The sequence below is a fragment of the Saccharothrix obliqua genome, from assembly GCF_019375475.1.
Classification (GTDB): Bacteria; Actinomycetota; Actinomycetes; order Mycobacteriales; family Pseudonocardiaceae; genus Actinosynnema; species Actinosynnema obliqua.
Window position 1 is genome coordinate 318,915 of record NZ_JAHXGQ010000009.1, and the last position, 18,668, is coordinate 337,582.

The window sequence follows — 18,668 nt, forward strand, 5'->3', positions numbered from 1 at the left end:
CGGCCCCGTCACCCCGGCCGGGTGCTACCAGCTATCTGATTAGAAGTCGATACCCTGGGCTCCGTAGACTTCCCACGTGACTGAAAAGCCCACCGCACCCCAGCGCACCGAACTCCCCTCGGCCTGGAACCCGGCCGAGGTAGAAGCCGGGCTGTACCAGCGGTGGGTCGAGCGCGGCTACTTCAAGGCCGACGAGAACAGCGACAAGCCGCCGTTCACCATCGTGCTGCCGCCGCCGAACGTCAACGGCACCCTGCACATGGGCCACGCGCTCAACCACAGCATCATGGACGCCCTCACCCGCCGTCGGCGGATGCAGGGCTACGAGGTGCTGTGGCTGCCGGGCACCGACCACGCGGGCATCGCCACGCAGACGGCGGTCGAGCGCGCGCTGGCCTCCGAGGGCCTGTCCCGCCACGACATCGGTCGCGACAAGTTCGTCGAGCGCACCTGGCAGTGGCGTGCCGAGTACGGCGGCCGGATCCTCGACCAGATGCGCCGCCTCGGCGACGGCGTCGACTGGGACCGGCTGCGCTTCACCATGGACGAGGGCCTGTCGCAGGCCGTCCAGACCATCTTCAAGCGGCTCTACGACGACGGCCTGATCTACCGCGCCGAGCGGATCATCAACTGGTGCCCGCGCTGCCAGACCGCGTTGTCGGACATCGAGGTCGACCACTCCGACGACGACGGCGAACTCGTCTCCATCCGGTACGGCTCGGGCGAGCGCTCGATCGTCGTGGCGACCACCCGCGCCGAGACCATGCTCGGTGACACCGCGGTGGCCGTGCACCCCGACGACGAGCGTTACCGCCACCTCGTCGGCACCGAGGTCGAGGTCCCGCTGACCGGCCGGTTCGTGCCGGTCGTGGCGGACGAGCACGTCGACCCGGAGTTCGGCACCGGCGCGGTCAAGGTGACCCCGGCGCACGACCCGAACGACTTCGAGATCGGCCGCCGGCACGACCTGCCCGCGCTGACCGTGATGGACGGCCGCGGCGTGATCACCGTGCACGGCCCGTTCGAGGGGCTGGACCGGTTCGAGGCGCGGCCCGCCGTGGTCGCCGCACTGCGCGAGCAGGGCCGGGTCGTCGCCGAGAAGCGGCCCTACCAGCACTCCGTCGGCCACTGCTCGCGGTGCGACACGGTCGTCGAGCCGCGCCTGTCGCTCCAGTGGTGGGTGAAGGTCGAGCCGCTGGCCCGCGAGGCCGCGGCGGCGGTCCGCGACGGCCGCACCCGCATCCACCCGCCGGAGCTGGCCAAGCGCTACTTCGACTGGGTGGACAACCTCAACGACTGGTGCATCTCGCGCCAGCTCTGGTGGGGCCACCGCATCCCCGTCTGGTACGGCCCGGACGACCAGGTCCGCTGCGTCGGACCCGGCGAGGAGCCGCCGGGCGAGGGCTGGACGCAGGACGAGGACGTGCTCGACACGTGGTTCTCCTCGGGCCTGTGGCCGTTCTCCACCCTCGGCTGGCCCGAGCGGACCGCGGACGTGGCGAAGTTCTACCCGACCAGCGTGCTGTCCACCGGCTACGACATCCTGTTCTTCTGGGTCGTCCGGATGATGATGTTCGGCCTGTACGCGATGGACGGCAAGGCGCCGTTCGACCACGTGTACCTGCACGGCCTCATCCGCGACCAGTACGGCAAGAAGATGTCGAAGTCGCGCGGCAACGGCATCGACCCGCTGGACTGGATGGACGCCTACGGCGCGGACGCCACCCGCTTCACGCTGCTGCGCGGCGCGAACCCCGGCTCCGACATGGCGGTCGCCGAGGAGTGGGCCGCCGGTTCCCGCAACTTCACCACGAAGCTGTGGAACGCGGCCCGGTTCGCGCTCAACAACGGCGCGACCGTCGACCGGCCCGTGCCGCCGCGCGCCGAGCTGACCGACGCCGACCGGTGGATCCTCGACCTGCTGGACCAGCTGGTCGCCGACGTGGACGGGCAGTTCGAGGGCTACCAGTTCGCGAAGCTGTCCGAGGCGCTCTACCACTTCACGTGGGACGAGTTCTGCGACTGGTACCTGGAGCTGGCGAAGGTGCAGCTGGCCGAGGGCGGCACGCGTGCCGAGGCCACGCAGGCCGTGCTCGGGCACGTGCTGGACGTCGTGCTGCGCCTGCTGCACCCGCTCACGCCGTTCATCACCGAGACCCTGTGGACGACGTTGACCGGCGGCGAGTCGCTGGTCGTCGCCGAGTGGCCGCGTGCGCACGGCGGCGCGCGCGACGAGGTCGCGGCCACCCGGATCGACGGGTTGCGCAAGCTCGTCACCGAGATCCGCCGGTTCCGCTCCGACCAGGGCCTCAAGCCCGGTCAGCGGGTCGCGGGCAAGGTGCGCGGCGCGTGCTGCGTCGACCTGCTGGAGCAGGTGCCCGCCGTGCGGGCGCTGACCAGGATGACCGAACCGGACGACGGGTTCACCGCGTCGGTGAGCCTGGAGGTCGGCCTGCCCGCGGGCGCGGTGAAGGTCGAGCTGGACCTGTCCGGCGCGATCGACGTGGCGGCCGAGCGCAAGCGGCTGGCCAAGGACCTGGCGGTGGCGGAGAAGGAGCGGGCCCAGTGCGAGGGCAAGCTCAACAACCCCGCGTTCACCGACAAGGCGCCCGCCGAGGTGGTCGCGAAGATCCAGGCGCGGCTGGCGGCGGCGAACGCCGACGTCGAGCGCATCCACGCCCGCCTCGAAACGCTGCCGCGCTCGTGAGCGCCCCCGATCCGCTGGAGGAGCTGCGCCAGGTCGAGGCGGAGCTGAACCAGCGCTGGCCCGAGACCAAGCTCGAACCGAGCCTGGACCGGATCCGCGCGCTGGTGGAGCTGCTCGGCGACCCGCAGACCTCGTACCCGGTGTTCCACATCACCGGCACGAACGGCAAGACGTCCACGTCGCGGATGGTCGACGCGCTGCTCACGCGCGTCGGCCTGCGCACCGGCCGCTACACCAGCCCGCACCTCCAGCTGGTGACCGAGCGGATCAACGTGGACAACGCGCCGATCAGCCCGGAGCGCTACGTCGAGGTGTACCGGGACGTCGAGCCCTACCTGTCCATCGTGGACGGTCGGTCCGAGGTGCCGCTGAGCAAGTTCGAGGTGTTGACCGGCATGGCGTACGCGGCGTTCGCGGACGCCCCGGTCGACGCCGCCGTGGTCGAGGTCGGCCTGGGCGGCGCGTGGGACGCGACCAACGTCGCGGACGGCGCGGTCGCCCTGATCACCCCGGTCGGCCTGGACCACGTCGAGTACCTGGGCCCCACGCTGGAGGGCATCGCGGAGGAGAAGGCCGGGATCATCAAGCCCGGCGCCATCGCGTTGCTCGCCGAGCAGGACCCGGCGGTGGAGCGCGTGCTGCTGCGGCGCGTCGCCGAGGTGGACGCCACCGTCGCCCGGCAGGGCGCCGAGTTCGGCGTGCTGCGACGGGATGTCGCCGTCGGCGGGCAGGTGCTGCGGCTCCAGGGCCTCGGCGGCGTGTACGACGAGGTGTTCCTGCCGCTGCACGGCGCCCACCAGGCGGCGAACGCGGCGCTCGCGCTGGCCGCCGTCGAGGCGTTCTTCGGCGCGGGCGCGGACCGGCAGCTCGACGTGGAGGCGGTGCGCGAGGCGTTCGCCACCGTCGCCTCGCCCGGCCGGCTGGAGCGCGTGCGGTCCGCGCCGACCGTGCTGGTGGACGCCGCGCACAACCCGCACGGCGCGAAGGCGTTGGCCAAGGCCCTGGACGAGGAGTTCGGCTTCCGGAAGCTGGTCGCGGTCGTCGGCGTGATGGACGACAAGGACGCGGTGGGCATCCTGAGCGAGCTGGAGCCCGTGGTGAACGAGGTCGTGCTGACCGCCAACTCGTCGCCGCGCGCCATGGACCCGGACCTGCTGGCGGGCATCGCGGTGCCCATCTTCGGCGACGACCGGATCGTCGTGCAGCCGCACCTGGTGGACGCCGTCGAGGAGGCCGTGCGGCTGGCCGAGGACGACGAGGACGGCGGTGTCGTGTCGGGTGGCGGCGTGGTCGTGACGGGCTCCGTGGTGACCGCCGGCGAGGCACGCGCCCTGTTCGGCAAGGAGCCGTCGTGACCACTCCCGCGCCTGCGCCGAAGAAGGACCCGATGAAGTCGTTCCGGGGCATCATGGCCGGGACGCTCGTCCTGGAGGCCGTCGTCGTCGCCCTGGCGCTGCCCGTGGTGGCGAAACTGGGCGGCGGCATCGGCACCGGCGTCGGCTACCTGGTGCTCGGGCTGCTGGTGGCGTTGATCGGCACGTGCGGCCTGCTGAAGCGGCCGTGGGCGGTGTGGGTGATCGCCGTCCTGCACGTGGTGATGGTCGTGTCGTGGGTGTGGCTCACCGCGCTCGGCGTGATCGGCGTGTTGTTCAGCCTGGTGTGGGTGTACCTGCTGTGGCTGCGGAGGGACGTGGCCAAGCGCATGGCCGAGGGTCGCCTGCCGAGCCAGCAGCCGTCCTAGCGTCCCCGGCGGGTCCCGCGGCGTTCACCCGGGGTTCGGGTTGGGCCGCTACAAACCGGCCATGACCGAAGGTGTGGTGAACCGGCGGACGCTGCTGCGCGCCGGAGCGATCGGCACGGCCGCGGCGTTCGTGCCGGGTGTCGCGTTGGCGGCGTCGGGTCGGCCCGTGCTCACGCACGGCGTGCAGTCCGGTGACGTGACGTTCGACGGCGGCCTGGTGTGGACGCGGGCCGACCGGCCGGCGCGGATGCTGGTGGAGGTGTCGGCGGACCCGTCGTTCCGGCACGCCCGCACCCTGCGCGGCCCGGTGCTGACGCCCACGACCGGTGGCACGGGTCGGCTGCGGCTGCGCGGCCTGCCGCCCGGCAGGCGCGCGCACTACCGCGTGGTCGCCGAGGACCTGGACGGCCGCACCCGCAGCGAAGCCGTCACCGGCAGCTTCCGCACCGCGCCGCTGGGCCGGGACGGCGTCCGGTTCGTGTGGTCCGGCGACGTCGTCGGCCAGGGCTGGGGCAGCAACCCGGACATCGGCGGCCTGCCGATCTTCGGCGCGATGGCCGCCCGCAGGCCCGACTTCTTCATCCACAGCGGCGACACCGTGTACGCCGACGGTCCGCTCCAGGAGTCTGTGACCCTCGCCGACGGGCGCGTGTGGCGCAACGTGGTGACCCCGGAGAAGCTGAAGGTCGCCGAAACCCTCGACGAGTACCGCGGCCAGTTCGCCTACAACCTGCTGGACGCGAAGTACCGGCAGTTCATGGCCGACGTGCCCGCCTTCGTCCAGTGGGACGACCACGAGGTCGTCAACAACTGGTACCCCGGCGAGATCCTGGACCTGCCGCAGTACACCGAGAAGCGGGTGGACGTGCTGGCGGCGCGGGCGTTCCGCGCGTTCCACGAGTGGCAGCCCATCGACCCGCACCGCGCCGTGGACGGCCGCGTGTACCGGAAGTTCGCCTACGGCCGCCACGTCGAGGTGTTCATCCTCGACATGCGCACCTACAAGGACGCCAACAACGCCCCACGCGACGGCGCCGGCCACATCCTGGGCGACCAGCAGGCCCGCTGGCTCGTCAACTCCCTGGACCGCTCGACGGCCACGTGGAAGATCATCGCGGCGGACCTGCCGATCGGCCTCACCGTGCCGGACGGCGCGGACATCGAGGGCGTCGCGAACGGCCTGCCGGGCAAGCCGGGCGGGCGGGAGACCGAGTTGGCGTGGGTGCTGCGCGAGATCAAGCGGCGGCGCGTGCGCAACACGGTGTGGCTGACGGCGGACGTCCACTACACGGCCGCGCACCACTACTCGCCGGACCGCGCCGCGGTGGGCGACTTCGACCCGTTCTGGGAGTTCGTCTCCGGCCCGCTGCACGCGGGCGCGTTCGGGCCGAACACCCTGGACCCGACCTTCGGGCCGGAAGCGGTGTTCGTGCACGCCCCACCGGCGGCGAACACCACGCCGTTGGACGGTTTCCAGCACTTCGGCGAAATCGAGGTGACCCGCGACGGCGAGCTGACCGTGTGGCTGCGCGACATCAAGGGCACGTCACTGTGGACCAAAACCCTCCACCCCCGCCGCTGACCCGTGCTCAACCCCGGTGCTTGGCGACCTGGGGTTCGGTCAACGTCACGTGGAGCTTCGTGCCGTGGAGCCGGTGGTAATCCGGGTAGTTGTGGAGATGCGCGGAGACGTCGATCGTGTGCTCGGAGCAGCCCGCCCTGGTCGTGATGCCGCCTATGGGCGGCAAAGCTGTTCAGGTGGGCTGCTTCGAGCCAGGCCCTGGCCAACTTGCCCGCTGCGGCGCGGAACACGCCGTCGCGGTTGCCGTCGTCGGGCGTGATCGTCGCCGCCCGCTTGTCCAGGACGAGGTACCGCTTCACCCCGCCGTCGGTGTGGAACCGGTAGCACACCTCGGCTTCGGTCTCGTTCTCCTTTCTGCAAGTACACGAGCATCGCCAACGCGAGCACGAGAAGCGGCCGGAAAGGCGGAAGGCGCCGGCCCACCGGCGATCTCGTCCGGGGGATCATTCGCCAGTCGCGTGGTCGACGCCGGCGAACCCGGATATAACCCGCCTATGGCGGAGCCGAGTTGGGGCCGGGCCGAGCGCGGCATCGACGACTGGGTCGAGGCGATGCGAGGCCGGGCAGGTCGTCTCCAGGCGCTGCGTGACCAAGTGGAACGGGTGCGCGTCACGGCGACGAGCGCGAACGGCGCGGTCACCGTGACCGTCGATTCCACCGGCTCCCCGGTGGACGTGCGGTTCACAGAGCAAGCCGCGGCCAGGCCGGGAGAACTCGGCCCCCTGTTCATGAACACGCTGAACACAGCACGCTCACGAATCACCGCCGAGGTGCGCGCCGCGACCGAAGCCCAGGTGGGCGACGACCTGCCCGAGACCCGCCGCATGGTGGTGGACGCGTACCGCGACCGCTTCGGCGACGAGCCACCCGTACCGCGTCGACACGACGACGACTTCAGCGACGACTCATACCTCTCGTGAGGGGCGGCATGACCGGATACGAGGCACTGCCCGGCGATTTGCGGGCACACGCGGCCAAGCTGAACGCCTTGGCCGATCGACTCGGTGAGGCCGTGCGCGCGGCACGGGCGGTGAGCATGGCGGATGACGCCTACGGGCAGTTGTGCCAATTCCTCCCGGCCCTGATGCGCGACCTCGAAGACCTGGCGAGCGACGCGTTGACGGCCGGCGCCAAGGGCATGGCCGACACCGCGACGAAGGTGCGCAACACCGCCGACGAGTACGAACGGCGCGAGGACGACGCATCGGTCCTGTTCGGAATCGTGCGGTGACCGGGCCGAACGGCACGCGGTGGCCCTCCGGCATCGCCGAGTCGGCGGCCGACGTCAAGACCGACATCGAAAACGGCAGCTGGCTCGACTCCGACCTCGGTGCCACCGGGCTCGAAGCGCTGAGCTTCGTCACGGACCCCCTGGCCCCACTGCTGTCCGCCGGCGCCGCGTGGTTGATCGAGCACGTCAAGCCGTTGTCCGACGCCCTGGACCGGCTCGCCGGCAACGCCGATCTCGTGGCGTCGCACGCCGCCACGTGGAAGGACGTGGCCAGAGCCGTGGAGGAGGTGCGGGTCGACTACGCGCAGGACGTGGCGACCGACACAGCCGGCTGGGCGGGGCAGGCCGGCGACGCCTACCGCGTCGTCGCCAGGAACAACGCCGAAGTCCTCAACGGCACGTCCACCGCCGCGGACGGGTTCGGCTCGGCGGTCGGGATGGCCGGTCTCGTGGTCGCCGCGGTGCGCGAGGTGGTGCGCGACCTGATCGCCGACCTCGTGGGCCGGTTGATCTCCTGGACCGCCGAGGTAGCCCTCACCCTCGGCCTGGTGACACCGGTCGTCGTCGCGCAGGCGTCCGCGGCGGTGGCGCGGTGGGGCGCGAAGATCGGCGACGTCCTCAAGAAGCTGGTGCGCACGATCGGCAGGCTCATCCCGCAACTGCGCAAGCTGAGCGACGTGTTCGACAAGATCCGCAACGTGCTCGCCGGCTGAACAAACACGGCCGCGTTACCCCCAAAAGGATTCCGGTGGTCACAGCCGGTGCTATCACCGGTCCCCGCTATTCTTCAGCGACTTGCCGGAAACCCCACGAAGGAGCACCGACGGCCGTGAGCGAGCGCACCCTGGTCCTGGTCAAGCCCGACGGCGTCAGCCGGAGCCTGGTCGGCGAGGTCATCTCCCGCATCGAACGCAAGGGCCTGAAGCTGGCCGCGCTGGAACTGCGCACGGTGGACCGCGCCACCGCCGAGCAGCACTACGCCGAGCACGACGGCAAGCCGTTCTTCGGCGACCTCGTCGAGTTCATCACCGGCGGTCCGCTGGTCGCGGCCGTCGTGGAGGGTCCCCGCGCGATCGCGGCGTTCCGCCAGCTGGCGGGCGGCACCGACCCCGTCGGGAAGGCCACGCCCGGCACCATCCGCGGCGACTTCGGCCTGGAGGTCCAGTTCAACCTCGTCCACGGCTCCGACTCCCCGGAGTCCGCCGAGCGCGAGATCAAGCTCTGGTTCCCCAACCTGTGAACCGCCGGGTGAGCGGTCCCCGGGCCGCTCACCCACCCCGGACCCGATCGGGCGAAACCGCACCGGCACGGCCGGTTGCCCACCACGTGACCTGGTTGAACACTGGACCGACCGCAACAACCAGGAGGTCGTCGTGGACGTGATCGCACTGATCGGCCGCATCCTGTTCGTCATCCTGTTCTTCGGCTCGGCGGTCGGCCACCTCACCCGGGCCGACGCCATGGCGGGCTACGCCGCCTCGAAGGGCATCCCGTCGCCCAAACTCGCCACGCAGGCCAGCGGCGTGCTGATTCTCGTCGGCGCGCTGATGGTGCTGCTCGGTGTGTGGGCCGACCTGGGCGCCCTGCTGCTCGTGCTGTTCCTGCTGCCCACGGCGTTCCTCATGCACAACTTCTGGACCGTCACCGACCAGCAGGCCAGGCAGTCCGAGGTCATCCAGTTCAACAAGGACGTCGCGCTCGCCGGCGGGGCCCTGATGTTCTTCGGCCTCTACGCCGGCGTGGGCTCCGACCTGGGCTTCACGCTCACCGGACCGCTGTTCTGACCGGTGCCGGCCATGCCGTTACCCTTGACACGTGAGTGTCGAGTCCGTCTTCCCCGCCCTCGAGCCCCTGCTGCCGAGGGTCTCCAAGCCCGTGCAGTACGTCGGGGGGGAGCTGAACGCGACCGTCAAGGACTGGGACGCCGCCAACGTGCGGTGGGCCCTGATGTACCCCGACGCCTACGAGGTCGGGCTGCCCAACCAGGGCGTCATGATCCTGTACGAGGTGCTCAACGAGCAGGCCGACGTGCTGGCCGAGCGGACCTACGCGGTGTGGCCCGACCTCGAACGGCTCATGCGCGAGCACGGCGTGCCCCAGTTCACCGTCGACGCGCACCGCCCGGTCAAGGCGTTCGACCTGTTCGGCGTCAGCTTCGCCACCGAACTCGGCTACACCAACCTGCTCACCGCGCTCGACCTCGCGGGCATCCCCGTCCACGCCGAGGACCGCACCGACGACGACCCGATCGTCGTCGCGGGCGGGCACGCCGCGTTCAACCCGGAGCCGGTCGCGCCGTTCATCGACGCGGCCGTGCTCGGCGACGGCGAGGAAGCCGTCCTGGAGATCACCGACCTGGTCCGGGCGTGGAAGGCCGAGGGCAGGCCCGGTGGGCGCGACGAGATCCTGACCCGGCTCGCCGAGACCGGTGGCGTGTACGTGCCGCGGTTCTACGACGTCGAGTACCTGCCCGACGGGCGGATCCAGCGGGTCGTGCCCAACCGCGAGCGCGTGCCGTACCGGGTGTTCAAGCGGACCACGATGGATCTCGACGCGTGGCCGTACCCGAAGCAGCCCCTCGTGCCGCTCGCCGAGTCCGTGCACGAGCGGATGAGCGTGGAGATCTTCCGCGGCTGCACGCGCGGCTGCCGGTTCTGCCAGGCGGGCATGATCACGCGACCGGTGCGCGAGCGCTCCATCGAGGGCATCGGCGCGATGGTGCAGCGCGGCCTGGAGGCGACCGGTTTCGAGGAGGTCGGCCTGCTGTCGCTGTCCAGCGCGGACCACTCGGAGATCGCCGAGGTGACCAAGGGCCTGGCGGACCGGTACGAGGGCACCAACACCAGCCTGTCGCTGCCGAGCACCCGCGTGGACGCCTTCAACATCGACCTGGCGAACGAACTGTCCCGCAACGGCCGCCGCTCGGGCCTCACGTTCGCCCCCGAGGGCGGCAGCGAGCGCATCCGCCGCGTGATCAACAAGATGGTGTCGGAGGAAGACCTCATCCGCACCGTCAGCGCCGCGTTCGGTGCGGGGTGGCGGCAGGTGAAGCTGTACTTCATGTGCGGCCTGCCCACCGAGACCGACGAGGACGTCCTCCAGATCGCGGAGATGGCGAAGAACGTCATCCGCGCCGGGCGGGAGGTCAGCGGCCGCAAGGACATCCGCTGCACCATCTCCATCGGCGGTTTCGTGCCGAAGCCCCACACGCCGTTCCAGTGGGCGGCCCAGTGCGACCCGGAGACCGTCGACAGCCGCCTCCGGAAGCTCCGCGAGGCCGTCAACTCGGACCGCTCGCTAGGCCGCAACATCGGGATGCGCTACCACGACGGCCAGCCGTCCCTGATCGAGGGCCTGCTGTCCCGAGGCGACCGCCGGGTCGGCCGGGTGATCGAGCGGGTGTGGCGCGACGGCGGCCGCTTCGACGGCTGGTCGGAACACTTCTCCTACGACCGCTGGGTGGCCGCGGCGGCGGCCGAGCTGGAGCCGTTGGGCGTGGACCTGGCGTGGTTCACCACGCGGGAGCGGGAGGAACTGGAGGTCCTGCCCTGGGACCACCTCGACTCGGGCCTGGACAAGGAATGGCTGTGGGCCGACTGGCAGGACGCGCTGGACGAGCGTGAACAGGACGACTGCCGCTGGACGCCGTGCTTCGACTGCGGCGTGTGTCCCGCCATGGGCACCGACATCGAGGTCGGCCCCACCGGCCGAACCCTCCTCCCCATCTCCCCGGTGGGCAAGGGCAGCCCGGTCCGCAACCCAGCCCTCACCAAGGGCTGAACGCAGTAAGGCGACCGGGCGGCGTTGGGCTCGAAAATGTACGGAAACACCGTCACCAATCCTCGGTGAGTAATCGAACGCCGCGCCTCGCCCACCACCCCTGCCCACCCGACCCCTCCGGCCGCCCCGACACCCACCACCCACTGCCCTCGCCACGCCGCCTGCCCCGTTAGCCCCGCCCACCCAACGCCACATCCGCCCAGTCCGTCGCCCAGCCGGTCCCAGCCCTCCCCGGCTGCCGCTCCAACCGTCGGCCATCCACGCCGCCTGTCGGCCCGTGTCACTTCCGCCACCAGGCGCTCCGTGGTTGGCCGCCCGGATGGCTCCTGCGTGCAGCTGCCCGCCTCGGACAGCTGCACGCACGCCCACGCGAGAACATCGTTTCGCCGCGCTCCCGCCGGACGTCCGGGATACGTCCCAGGGGCGCGCCGCCCAGCAGTCGCTTGCTCGCCAAGCCCGTAGCGCCGCCCTGCCCCGGCCCTGCTTTGCCTGGCTCGCGCTTCGAGCGCGCCGCTTAGCTTGCTTCCGGAGTCGGCTCGCGGGGCTACGGCGCTGCGGTACTTGCTGCTCGTCCGGCGTCTGCGGGCTGCCTCGGTCGCAGGTGCCTTGTGCGCCTGGGAGATGCCAGTTGCCCCGGTGCCGTTCGCCCCCGTCGTGCCGGGTGCGCGACCGGGCGCGTTTGCTGGCACGTCAGTGCTTCGGGCTCATTCGCCACCCGGACCGTTCATCGCTCGGGGGCGGTCGGCGCGTGTAGTGACCGCGATTCTGGGCGGTGATGCGGGCCGCGGCTGCGACATGGTTGGTTGCGCGAGGCTAGTGTGATTCAGTCCAAATAGGACTCGTCCGGTGGGAACTGGTTGCACGGCAACGGGTCCAGCGGGCTAGTGGGCGTGTCGCGTTTGTTGCATCACGACAGAGGGGGTCTCGAGTGGACGGTAACTTCTCGTTGAGGGCTCACAGGCGACCGCCTGGGGCACCGCTACCCGGTGAGCCACCCGCAGCGCGGAGCTACTTCCCGACGCGAGGGGGAACGGGCGGGGTGGGCGTGGGAGTCCCGGTGGAAGGGGCCGTCACGGCCCGCGGGTCGCGCGGCCCGTGGTCGGTCAAAGGCTCCGGCCCCTGAGGGGGTCCCGCGGTGGAGGTGCCGCCGGCCGTAGCCCCCGGCGCCGCTCCGCCACCCGCAACCCCCGGCGCGCCGTGCCCGCTCTGCACCGCAGCCAAAGCGTTCACCAACCCGTGCCCGTAGAACCCGTTGTACTCCGAGTACCCCGTGCAGTACGCATCCTGCACCCCGGTCCCGTTGAGGTCGTAATCCGCCGGACACGGCAACGTCTCCGCCTGCGTGTTCAACATCCGGCTCAACTGGCGGGGAGTCGCCGAAGGGTGCACCGAAGCGAGCAACGCCGCCACACCGGACACGTGCGGAGCGGCCATCGACGTGCCGCACGAGTAGTCGTACCCCGAAGGCACCGTGGACAGCACGCACGCCTGCCCCTCCTCCGGCTGCTGCTTCCGATCCCCGCCCGGCGCGGTCACGTCCACCGCACCCAGCCCGTACGAGCTGTACCCCGCCTTGACCTTGCCCACACCCACGGACGACACCCCCACGACGTTCCGCAGCTGCGCGGGCAACACGAGACACGTGTCATCCACGGGCCGAGGCTTCACGTCATCCGGAGCGCCGTTGGTGGGGCTCTGCGTGTCCTGTCCCGGCTTGGACAGGTCGACCGCGCTGTTCCCCGTAGCCGCCACGGTGAGGACGCCCCGGTCGGTCGCGTAGTCGACCGCACGGCGCACCGCCTCGTACACGACGGCCTGCCCGACCTTGTTCTGGCAGGTGAACACCCACGGGTCGATGAAGTAGCTGTTGTTAGTCACGGTCATCCCGTGCGTCGCGGCCCACATGAACCCGCACACGGCGTACTCGGGGTAGATGAACCCCGAATCGTCCACGACCTTCACGGACGCGATGCGCACCCCGGGCGCCACACCGGTCACACCGGCACCGTCGTCCGCGGCGGCGATGGTGCCCGCGACATGCGTCCCGTGCGCGGACGTGGTCGGAGCCCACGCTGTCGGCGACGGGTCGGCCACACCGGACGTGCAGCCGGCCGACAGGTCGGGGTCGAGCGCGCCCACGAGGTCGGGGTGCGCAGGGTCGATGCCGGAGTCGAGCACGCCGACCACCACGTCCCGGCTGCCCTTGCTGATGGCGTGCGCCTCGGCGGCCCGGATCAGGTTCATGTCCCACTGCTCGGCGGTCCGGTCGACGACGCCGGTCGACGCCGGACGCCCCGCCAGCACCTCGTCGTCCTTCTTCCGCTTCGGCGCGCCCGTCTGCCGGGACAGGCCGTCGGCCTGCGCGCTGTACGTCCGGTCGACGCCGATCCGCCGGCTGAACCCGGGGTCCGCCGACACGGCCACGGCCACGCCGATCTGCTGGTAGTAGCCGGTGGTGGTGCCGCACGCACCCGCGACCAGCGCGTTCGCCAGCGGCTCCGGGGTGCCCTGGTCGAGGACGACCAGGTACCGCAGCACGGGGCCGGGCTGGATGCAGTCGGATGCGGCGGAGGTCTCGTCGGCCGGTGCGGCGGCAGCCGGTGCGGATGACGCGAAGCAACCGGTCGCGAGCAGCGCTGCGCTGACCGCGACCGCTCGGACGCGGCGGAGCAGAGGCACGGGGGACCTCCAGTGCTGGGCTGCCGGGTTGGCCACGGCGGCGCCGTCGGGTGGACCTCTGTTGCCGGACGGTAGCCAGGCGGGACGAACCAGACAAGCTCAACGGTGTCGAACGTCATCAAGGTACCGTCCCGCTGGAGTAGAAGCGTGGACCGTTGGGATGCTTACCCCGTCGGAACCCCACCCAGTACCCAAGGGGAGTAGCACTGAGCCGCCAGCAGCAGCCCAACCCGTCGGCCGCGCCCGTGCAGAAGCTCCGGTTGCGTTACGCCAAACGTGGGCGATTGAGGTTCACGTCGCATCGTGACATCGCACGCACTTTCGAGCGCGCGCTGCGTCGCGCCGGCGTGCCGATGGCCTACTCCCAGGGCTTCAGCCCGCACCCGAAGGTGTCCTGGGTCGGCGCCGCGCCCACCGGCGTGGCGAGCGAGGCCGAGTACGTCGAGGTCCAGGTGGTGGAGCCGGTCGAGCCGGAGGCGTTGCGGACGGCGCTGGACACCGTCCTGCCACCCGGCCTGGACGTGCTCGAGGTGGTCGAGGCCAGGGGCGGGACGCTGCCCGAGCGGATCGAGGCGAGCACGTGGCAGGTGGAGCTGCCGGGCGTGTCCCCGCAGCGGCTCACCGAAGCCGTGTCGGCGTTCCTCGCGGCCGGATCGGTCGAGGTGGAGCGGCTGACGAAGGACGGCAAGAAGGTGATCGACGTGCGGCCGGCCGTGATCTCCGCCGAGGTGCGGGAGGGTGCGGGGAGCACCCCGATGACGACGCGTTCGAGCGACGCGGGACACGATGCACAAGATTTGTCACTACCGTGTGGGATACTTGTGGCGGTTGTACGGCAGTCAACACCTACCGTTCGACCCGACGACGTGCTGAGCGCGCTTCGAGTCGTCGCCGATCTGGTTCCGCCGGTGCCCGCGAAGGCGACCCGGATGGCGCAGGGGCGGCTCGACGACGAAGGCCGCCTGGTCGACCCGCTGGCCCCTGACCGGGCTGCGGAGGACTGACCGGGTTGCCGCCGGGGCGGTGTTGACGGCGTCGTCGCGAGAGCTAGGACCTGCTGTGCCACCGCGCACAGCGCGAGGCAAAGGATTCCCGCCGCCAGCCGCGGCGGTGAGTGGACAAAGAGGCCCCTGCGCGGCCGCGTCGCCCAAGACGCGCCCGGGGGCGGAGGAGCTGCATGTCGAACACGAACCAGCCCGCCGGTGCCGGCGGGGGTAACGCCACATCCGCACACCCGGCGCTGGCGGACCTGCCGGCGAAGCTGCGGGTGCACGCCCTGGCCAAGCTGCTGGGCACCAGCAGCAAGGACGTCGTGGCGGCGCTCGCCGACCTGGGTGAAACCGTCAAGGGCGCCCAGTCCAGCGTCGGCCGGGACCTGGCGCTCAAAGTGGCCGAGAGCCTGCTGAAGTGGGACGACGTCGTCACCGGCGAGGTCGACGAGACCACCGAGGAACCGGCCGTGCCCGCCCGCGAGGTGGCCGCGCTGACGCCGCTGTTCGCCCCGCCGTCCGCGGTGTTCCTGCCGCCGACGGCGACGCCCGCGCCCGCCGCCGAGGCGGAGGAGGCCGAGCCCGAGGACGAGCAGTCCGCGGAGCAGGCCGCCGACGACGCCGGTGACGAGGGCGAAGGCCGCCGCCGCCGCCGTCGTGGCCGGCGTGGCCGTGGCCGCGGCAAGGGCGTCGGTGACGACGTCAACGGCGACGACGAGGCCGTCGAGGAGCAGGCGCCCGCCGCCGAGGTCGAGGAGGCCGAGGCCGCCGAAGCGCCGTCCGACGAGGACGACGGTGAATCCGGCACCAGCCGCCGCCGGCGGCGTCGTCGTCGGCGCAAGACCGGCGTCGAGGACGAGGCCGCGCCGAACGAGGACGACCCGCCGAACACGGTCGTGCACGTCCGTGACGCGCGTGACGCCCGTGACGACAAGGCCGACTCCGAAGCCGCGCAGAACGAGGTGCGCAGCGTGCGCGGCTCGACGCGCCTGGAGGCCAAGCGCCAGCGCCGTCGCGACGGTCGCGAGGCCGGTCGCCGCCGCGCCCCCGTGCTGTCCGAGGCCGAGTTCCTGGCCCGTCGGGAGGCCGTCGAGCGCACCATGGTGGTGCGCGAGCGCGGCGACCGCACGCAGATCGGCGTGCTGGAGGACGGCGTCCTCGTCGAGCACTTCGTCACGTCCGCGGGCACCGGCTCGCTGGTCGGCAACGTCTACCTGGGCCGCGTGCAGAACGTGCTGCCGTCCATGGAGGCGGCGTTCATCGACATCGGTCGCGGTCGCAACGCCGTGCTCTACGCGGGCGAGGTCGACTGGGACGCGGCCGGCCTGGAGGGCAAGGCCCGCAAGATCGAGCAGGCCCTGTCGACCGGCGACAGCGTCCTGGTGCAGGTCACCAAGGACCCGGTCGGCCACAAGGGCGCGCGCCTGACCACGCAGATCAGCCTGCCCGGCCGGTTCCTGGTGTACGTGCCGGGCGGCGGCGCGACGGGCATCAGCCGCAAGCTGCCGGACAACGAGCGCAAGCGCCTGAAGGACATCCTCAAGCGCGTCGTCCCCGAGGACGCCGGTGTGATCATCCGCACGGCCTCGGAGGGCATCGCCGAGGACGAGCTGGCACGTGACGTCACCCGCCTCCAGGCGCAGTGGCAGGTCATCAAGGAGAAGGCCGACGCGCCCCGCGCCCAGGCGCCGCAGCTGCTGTACGAAGAGCCGGACCTGCTGGTGAAGGTCGTGCGCGACCTGTTCACCGAGGACTTCTCGGCGTTGATCGTCCAGGGCTCGGACGCGTGGGACACCATCGAGGCGTACGTGCGGCACGTCGCGCCGGACCTCCAGGACCGGCTGCGCCGCCAGGTCGGCAACACGGACGTGTTCGCCGAGCACCGCATCGACGAGCAGCTGCTGAAGGCGTTGGACCGCAAGGTGTGGCTGCCGTCCGGCGGTTACCTCGTCGTGGACCGCACCGAGGCCATGACGGTCATCGACGTCAACACCGGCAAGTTCACCGGATCGGGTGGAAACCTGGAGGAGACGGTGACCCGCAACAACCTGGAGGCGGCGGAGGAGATCGTCCGCCAGCTCCGGCTGCGGGACGTCGGCGGCATCATCGTCATCGACTTCATCGACATGGTCCTGGAGTCGAACCGCGACCTCGTGCTGCGCCGCCTGACCGAGTGCCTCGGCCGGGACCGGACGCGTCACCAGGTCGCCGAGGTGACGTCGCTGGGCCTGGTGCAGATGACCCGCAAGCGGGTCGGCACGGGCCTGCTGGAGGCGTTCTCGACCACGTGCGAGCACTGCCGGGGTCGCGGTCTGATCGTGTCCACCGAGCCGGTGCACACGCACGGTCCCGCCAACGGCCACGGCCAGCAGCAGCAGAGCCGCAAGTCGCGGCGCGGCAAGGGCGGGGAGGCGCCGGAGCAGGTCGCCGAGACCACGCCCGCGGAGCCCGCCAAGCAGGCCGAGAAGCACGCCGAGCCCGCGACGGCACCGGCTGCCGCCGCTGCGCCGACTGCGCCGACTGCGCCGTCCATGACGGACGCAGCGGCCGAAGAGCAGGCGCCCGAGCCGAAGCGCCGCCAGCGCCGCCGGGCCCGTCGTGAGGCGGGCGCGGTGAGCAGGCACGAGGCCGACACGACCGTCGAGCCCACCCCCGTGGTGGAGTCGTCGGTGGTGGAGCCCTCGGGTGTCGAACTCGCCGAGGCGACGTCCCCGGTGGAGACCGAGCCGGTGGACACCGCCGCGGTCACCCCCGAGGTGGAGACCCCGGCGGCAGCCGCCCCCGCGGAGCCCGTGGCGGACACCGCCGAGCCGGAAGCACCCGCCGAGGCCGTTGCCGAGGCCCAGTCGACCCCTGAGTCGCTGGACGAGCACCCGCACGTCCAGCCGCCCACCCAGGTCGGCACGGCCGAGGCCAACGCCGCCGACCAGTCGCTCAACGGCCACGGTGAGCCCGTGGTGGCCACGCGCCGCCGCGTGCGCCGCGCCGCGTCCCGCCCGGCGGGTCCGCCGCTGAGCGCGGTCAAGGAAGGCTGAACCGCTCTCGCCGAGAGCACGGCGCGGCCCCGGGACGACCGGGGCCGCACCGGCGGTGATCAGGCCGAACAGGTCACACCGACCCCGGTTTGACCCCGCAGTCCACCGCCACGTAACCTGATGCACGGCCCGCCGTCCGGTGGGCCCTGTCGTGCGAAGCCCAGCCACAGAGGACTTTCTCTGCAGCAGTGAGGCGCGCGTGGCCCCGTCCGTCGAGTAGCAGGAGACTTCCGTCCCGATGTACGCGATCGTCAAGACCGGCGGCAAGCAGTACAAGGTGGCTGTCGGCGACGTCGTCGAGGTCGAGAAGCTCGAAGGCGAGCCGGGCACCGAAATCACCTTCCCGGCGCCGCTTCTCGTCGTGGACGGCTCCGACGTCACCGCCGACGCAGACGCCCTGGGGAAGATCTCGGTGACCGGCAAGGTCGTCGAGCAGACCAAGGGTCCCAAGATCCGCATCCACAAGTTCAAGAACAAGACCGGCTACCACAAGCGCCAGGGTCACCGCCAGAAGCTGACCCGCGTCGAGGTCACCGGCATCACGGGTAAGTGAGGACCTGACTAGCCATGGCACACAAAAAGGGCGCATCCAGCTCCCGCAACGGCCGTGACTCGAACCCCCAGTACCTCGGGGTCAAGCGGTTCGGCGGTCAGGTCGTCAAGGCCGGCGAGATCCTGATCCGCCAGCGCGGCACCAAGTTCCACCCCGGCGTGAACGTCGGCCGCGGCAAGGACGACACGCTGTTCGCGCTGACCCCGGGCTCGGTCGAGTTCGGTTTCAAGCGTGGCCGCAAGACCGTGAACATCGTTCCGGTCGAGTCCGCCGCCTGAGCAAGCTCCTTCTGAGCGCCGTGTGTCCGCGGGAATGCGCGGACCACGGCGCTCAGTGGTTTTTCCCACCGTCCGCATTGCGACCAGCGCTTG

The 18,668-nt window shown here is 71.3% G+C and carries 15 protein-coding genes; 14 read left to right on the forward strand and 1 reads right to left on the reverse strand.

The features are described from left to right. The first annotated feature begins 76 nt into the window (after positions 1-76). From KZQ38_RS26965 to KZQ38_RS27010, 10 genes are all read left to right on the forward strand, one after another. Positions 77-2,707, forward strand: a complete 2,631-nt coding sequence (locus tag KZQ38_RS26965; protein ID WP_219445675.1) for a valine--tRNA ligase — start codon at positions 77-79, stop codon at positions 2,705-2,707. Next, complete coding sequence (gene folC, locus KZQ38_RS26970; RefSeq protein ID WP_219445677.1) at positions 2,704-4,062, forward strand: bifunctional tetrahydrofolate synthase/dihydrofolate synthase; 1,359 nt, start codon at positions 2,704-2,706, stop codon at positions 4,060-4,062. The genes KZQ38_RS26965 and folC overlap by 4 nt, the downstream gene beginning before the upstream one ends. Beyond that, positions 4,059-4,448 (forward strand): DUF4233 domain-containing protein, encoded by a 390-nt coding sequence (locus tag KZQ38_RS26975; protein ID WP_308258612.1) that lies wholly within the window; start codon positions 4,059-4,061, stop codon positions 4,446-4,448. Before folC ends, KZQ38_RS26975 begins: the two co-directional genes overlap by 4 nt. Before the next feature lie 61 nt (positions 4,449-4,509). After that, positions 4,510-6,030, forward strand: coding sequence for an alkaline phosphatase D family protein (locus KZQ38_RS26980; RefSeq protein ID WP_219445678.1), 1,521 nt, complete (start codon positions 4,510-4,512; stop codon positions 6,028-6,030). A 494-nt stretch (positions 6,031-6,524) separates the two neighbouring features. Continuing rightward, the gene (locus tag KZQ38_RS26985) at positions 6,525-6,950 is read left to right on the forward strand and encodes a YbaB/EbfC family nucleoid-associated protein (RefSeq protein ID WP_219445680.1); all 426 of its coding nucleotides are present in this window, start codon (positions 6,525-6,527) and stop codon (positions 6,948-6,950) included. 8 nt (positions 6,951-6,958) lie between these two features. Continuing rightward, positions 6,959-7,261, forward strand: a complete 303-nt coding sequence (locus KZQ38_RS26990; RefSeq protein ID WP_219445682.1) for a type VII secretion target — start codon at positions 6,959-6,961, stop codon at positions 7,259-7,261. Further along, complete coding sequence (locus KZQ38_RS26995; protein ID WP_219445684.1) at positions 7,258-7,974, forward strand: hypothetical protein; 717 nt, start codon at positions 7,258-7,260, stop codon at positions 7,972-7,974. The genes KZQ38_RS26990 and KZQ38_RS26995 overlap by 4 nt, the downstream gene beginning before the upstream one ends. A 116-nt stretch (positions 7,975-8,090) precedes the next feature. Continuing rightward, positions 8,091-8,501, forward strand: coding sequence for a nucleoside-diphosphate kinase (gene ndk / locus KZQ38_RS27000; protein WP_219445686.1), 411 nt, complete (start codon positions 8,091-8,093; stop codon positions 8,499-8,501). Positions 8,502-8,634: 133 nt separating this feature from the next. Next, positions 8,635-9,045 (forward strand): DoxX family protein, encoded by a 411-nt coding sequence (locus KZQ38_RS27005; RefSeq protein WP_219445688.1) that lies wholly within the window; start codon positions 8,635-8,637, stop codon positions 9,043-9,045. A 31-nt stretch (positions 9,046-9,076) separates the two neighbouring features. After that, positions 9,077-11,041, forward strand: coding sequence for a TIGR03960 family B12-binding radical SAM protein (locus tag KZQ38_RS27010; protein WP_219445690.1), 1,965 nt, complete (start codon positions 9,077-9,079; stop codon positions 11,039-11,041). A gap of 1,008 nt (positions 11,042-12,049) precedes the next feature. Here the strand turns inward: KZQ38_RS27010 and KZQ38_RS27015 are convergent. Further along, positions 12,050-13,720 carry a S8 family peptidase gene (locus tag KZQ38_RS27015; protein WP_219445692.1) on the reverse strand — a complete coding sequence of 557 codons (1,671 nt, stop codon included), beginning with the start codon at positions 13,718-13,720 and terminating at the stop codon, positions 12,050-12,052. A gap of 245 nt (positions 13,721-13,965) precedes the next feature. Here KZQ38_RS27015 and KZQ38_RS27020 point away from each other — a divergent pair, with 245 nt between their 5' ends. The 4 genes from KZQ38_RS27020 (at position 13,966) to rpmA (ending at position 18,575) form a co-directional block, all read left to right on the forward strand. After that, positions 13,966-14,724, forward strand: coding sequence for a TIGR03936 family radical SAM-associated protein (locus KZQ38_RS27020; protein ID WP_219445693.1), 759 nt, complete (start codon positions 13,966-13,968; stop codon positions 14,722-14,724). Positions 14,725-14,897: 173 nt separating this feature from the next. Then, positions 14,898-17,744: a translation initiation factor IF-2 N-terminal domain-containing protein gene (locus KZQ38_RS27025; RefSeq protein ID WP_219445695.1), complete on the forward strand. Its 2,847-nt coding sequence runs from the start codon at positions 14,898-14,900 to the stop codon at positions 17,742-17,744. 238 nt (positions 17,745-17,982) lie between these two features. Further along, positions 17,983-18,297, forward strand: coding sequence for a 50S ribosomal protein L21 (gene rplU / locus KZQ38_RS27030; protein WP_121222273.1), 315 nt, complete (start codon positions 17,983-17,985; stop codon positions 18,295-18,297). A 14-nt stretch (positions 18,298-18,311) separates the two neighbouring features. After that, on the forward strand, positions 18,312-18,575 hold the full coding sequence (rpmA, locus tag KZQ38_RS27035) for a 50S ribosomal protein L27 (RefSeq protein WP_219445697.1): 264 nt from the start codon (positions 18,312-18,314) through the stop codon (positions 18,573-18,575). Positions 18,576-18,668 lie beyond the last annotated feature (93 nt).

Bases quoted from the DNA above. Each gene is read 5' to 3' on its own strand.
- KZQ38_RS26980 (WP_219445678.1), top strand. From the start codon at position 4,510: ATGACCGAAGGTGTGGTGAACCGGCGGACGCTGCTGCGCGCCGGAGCG.
- rpmA (WP_219445697.1), top strand. From the start codon at position 18,312: ATGGCACACAAAAAGGGCGCATCCAGCTCCCGCAACGGCCGTGACTCG.
- KZQ38_RS26985 (WP_219445680.1), top strand. From the start codon at position 6,525: ATGGCGGAGCCGAGTTGGGGCCGGGCCGAGCGCGGCATCGACGACTGG.
- KZQ38_RS27025 (WP_219445695.1), top strand. From the start codon at position 14,898: ATGTCGAACACGAACCAGCCCGCCGGTGCCGGCGGGGGTAACGCCACA.
- KZQ38_RS26990 (WP_219445682.1), top strand. From the start codon at position 6,959: ATGACCGGATACGAGGCACTGCCCGGCGATTTGCGGGCACACGCGGCC.
- rplU (WP_121222273.1), top strand. From the start codon at position 17,983: ATGTACGCGATCGTCAAGACCGGCGGCAAGCAGTACAAGGTGGCTGTC.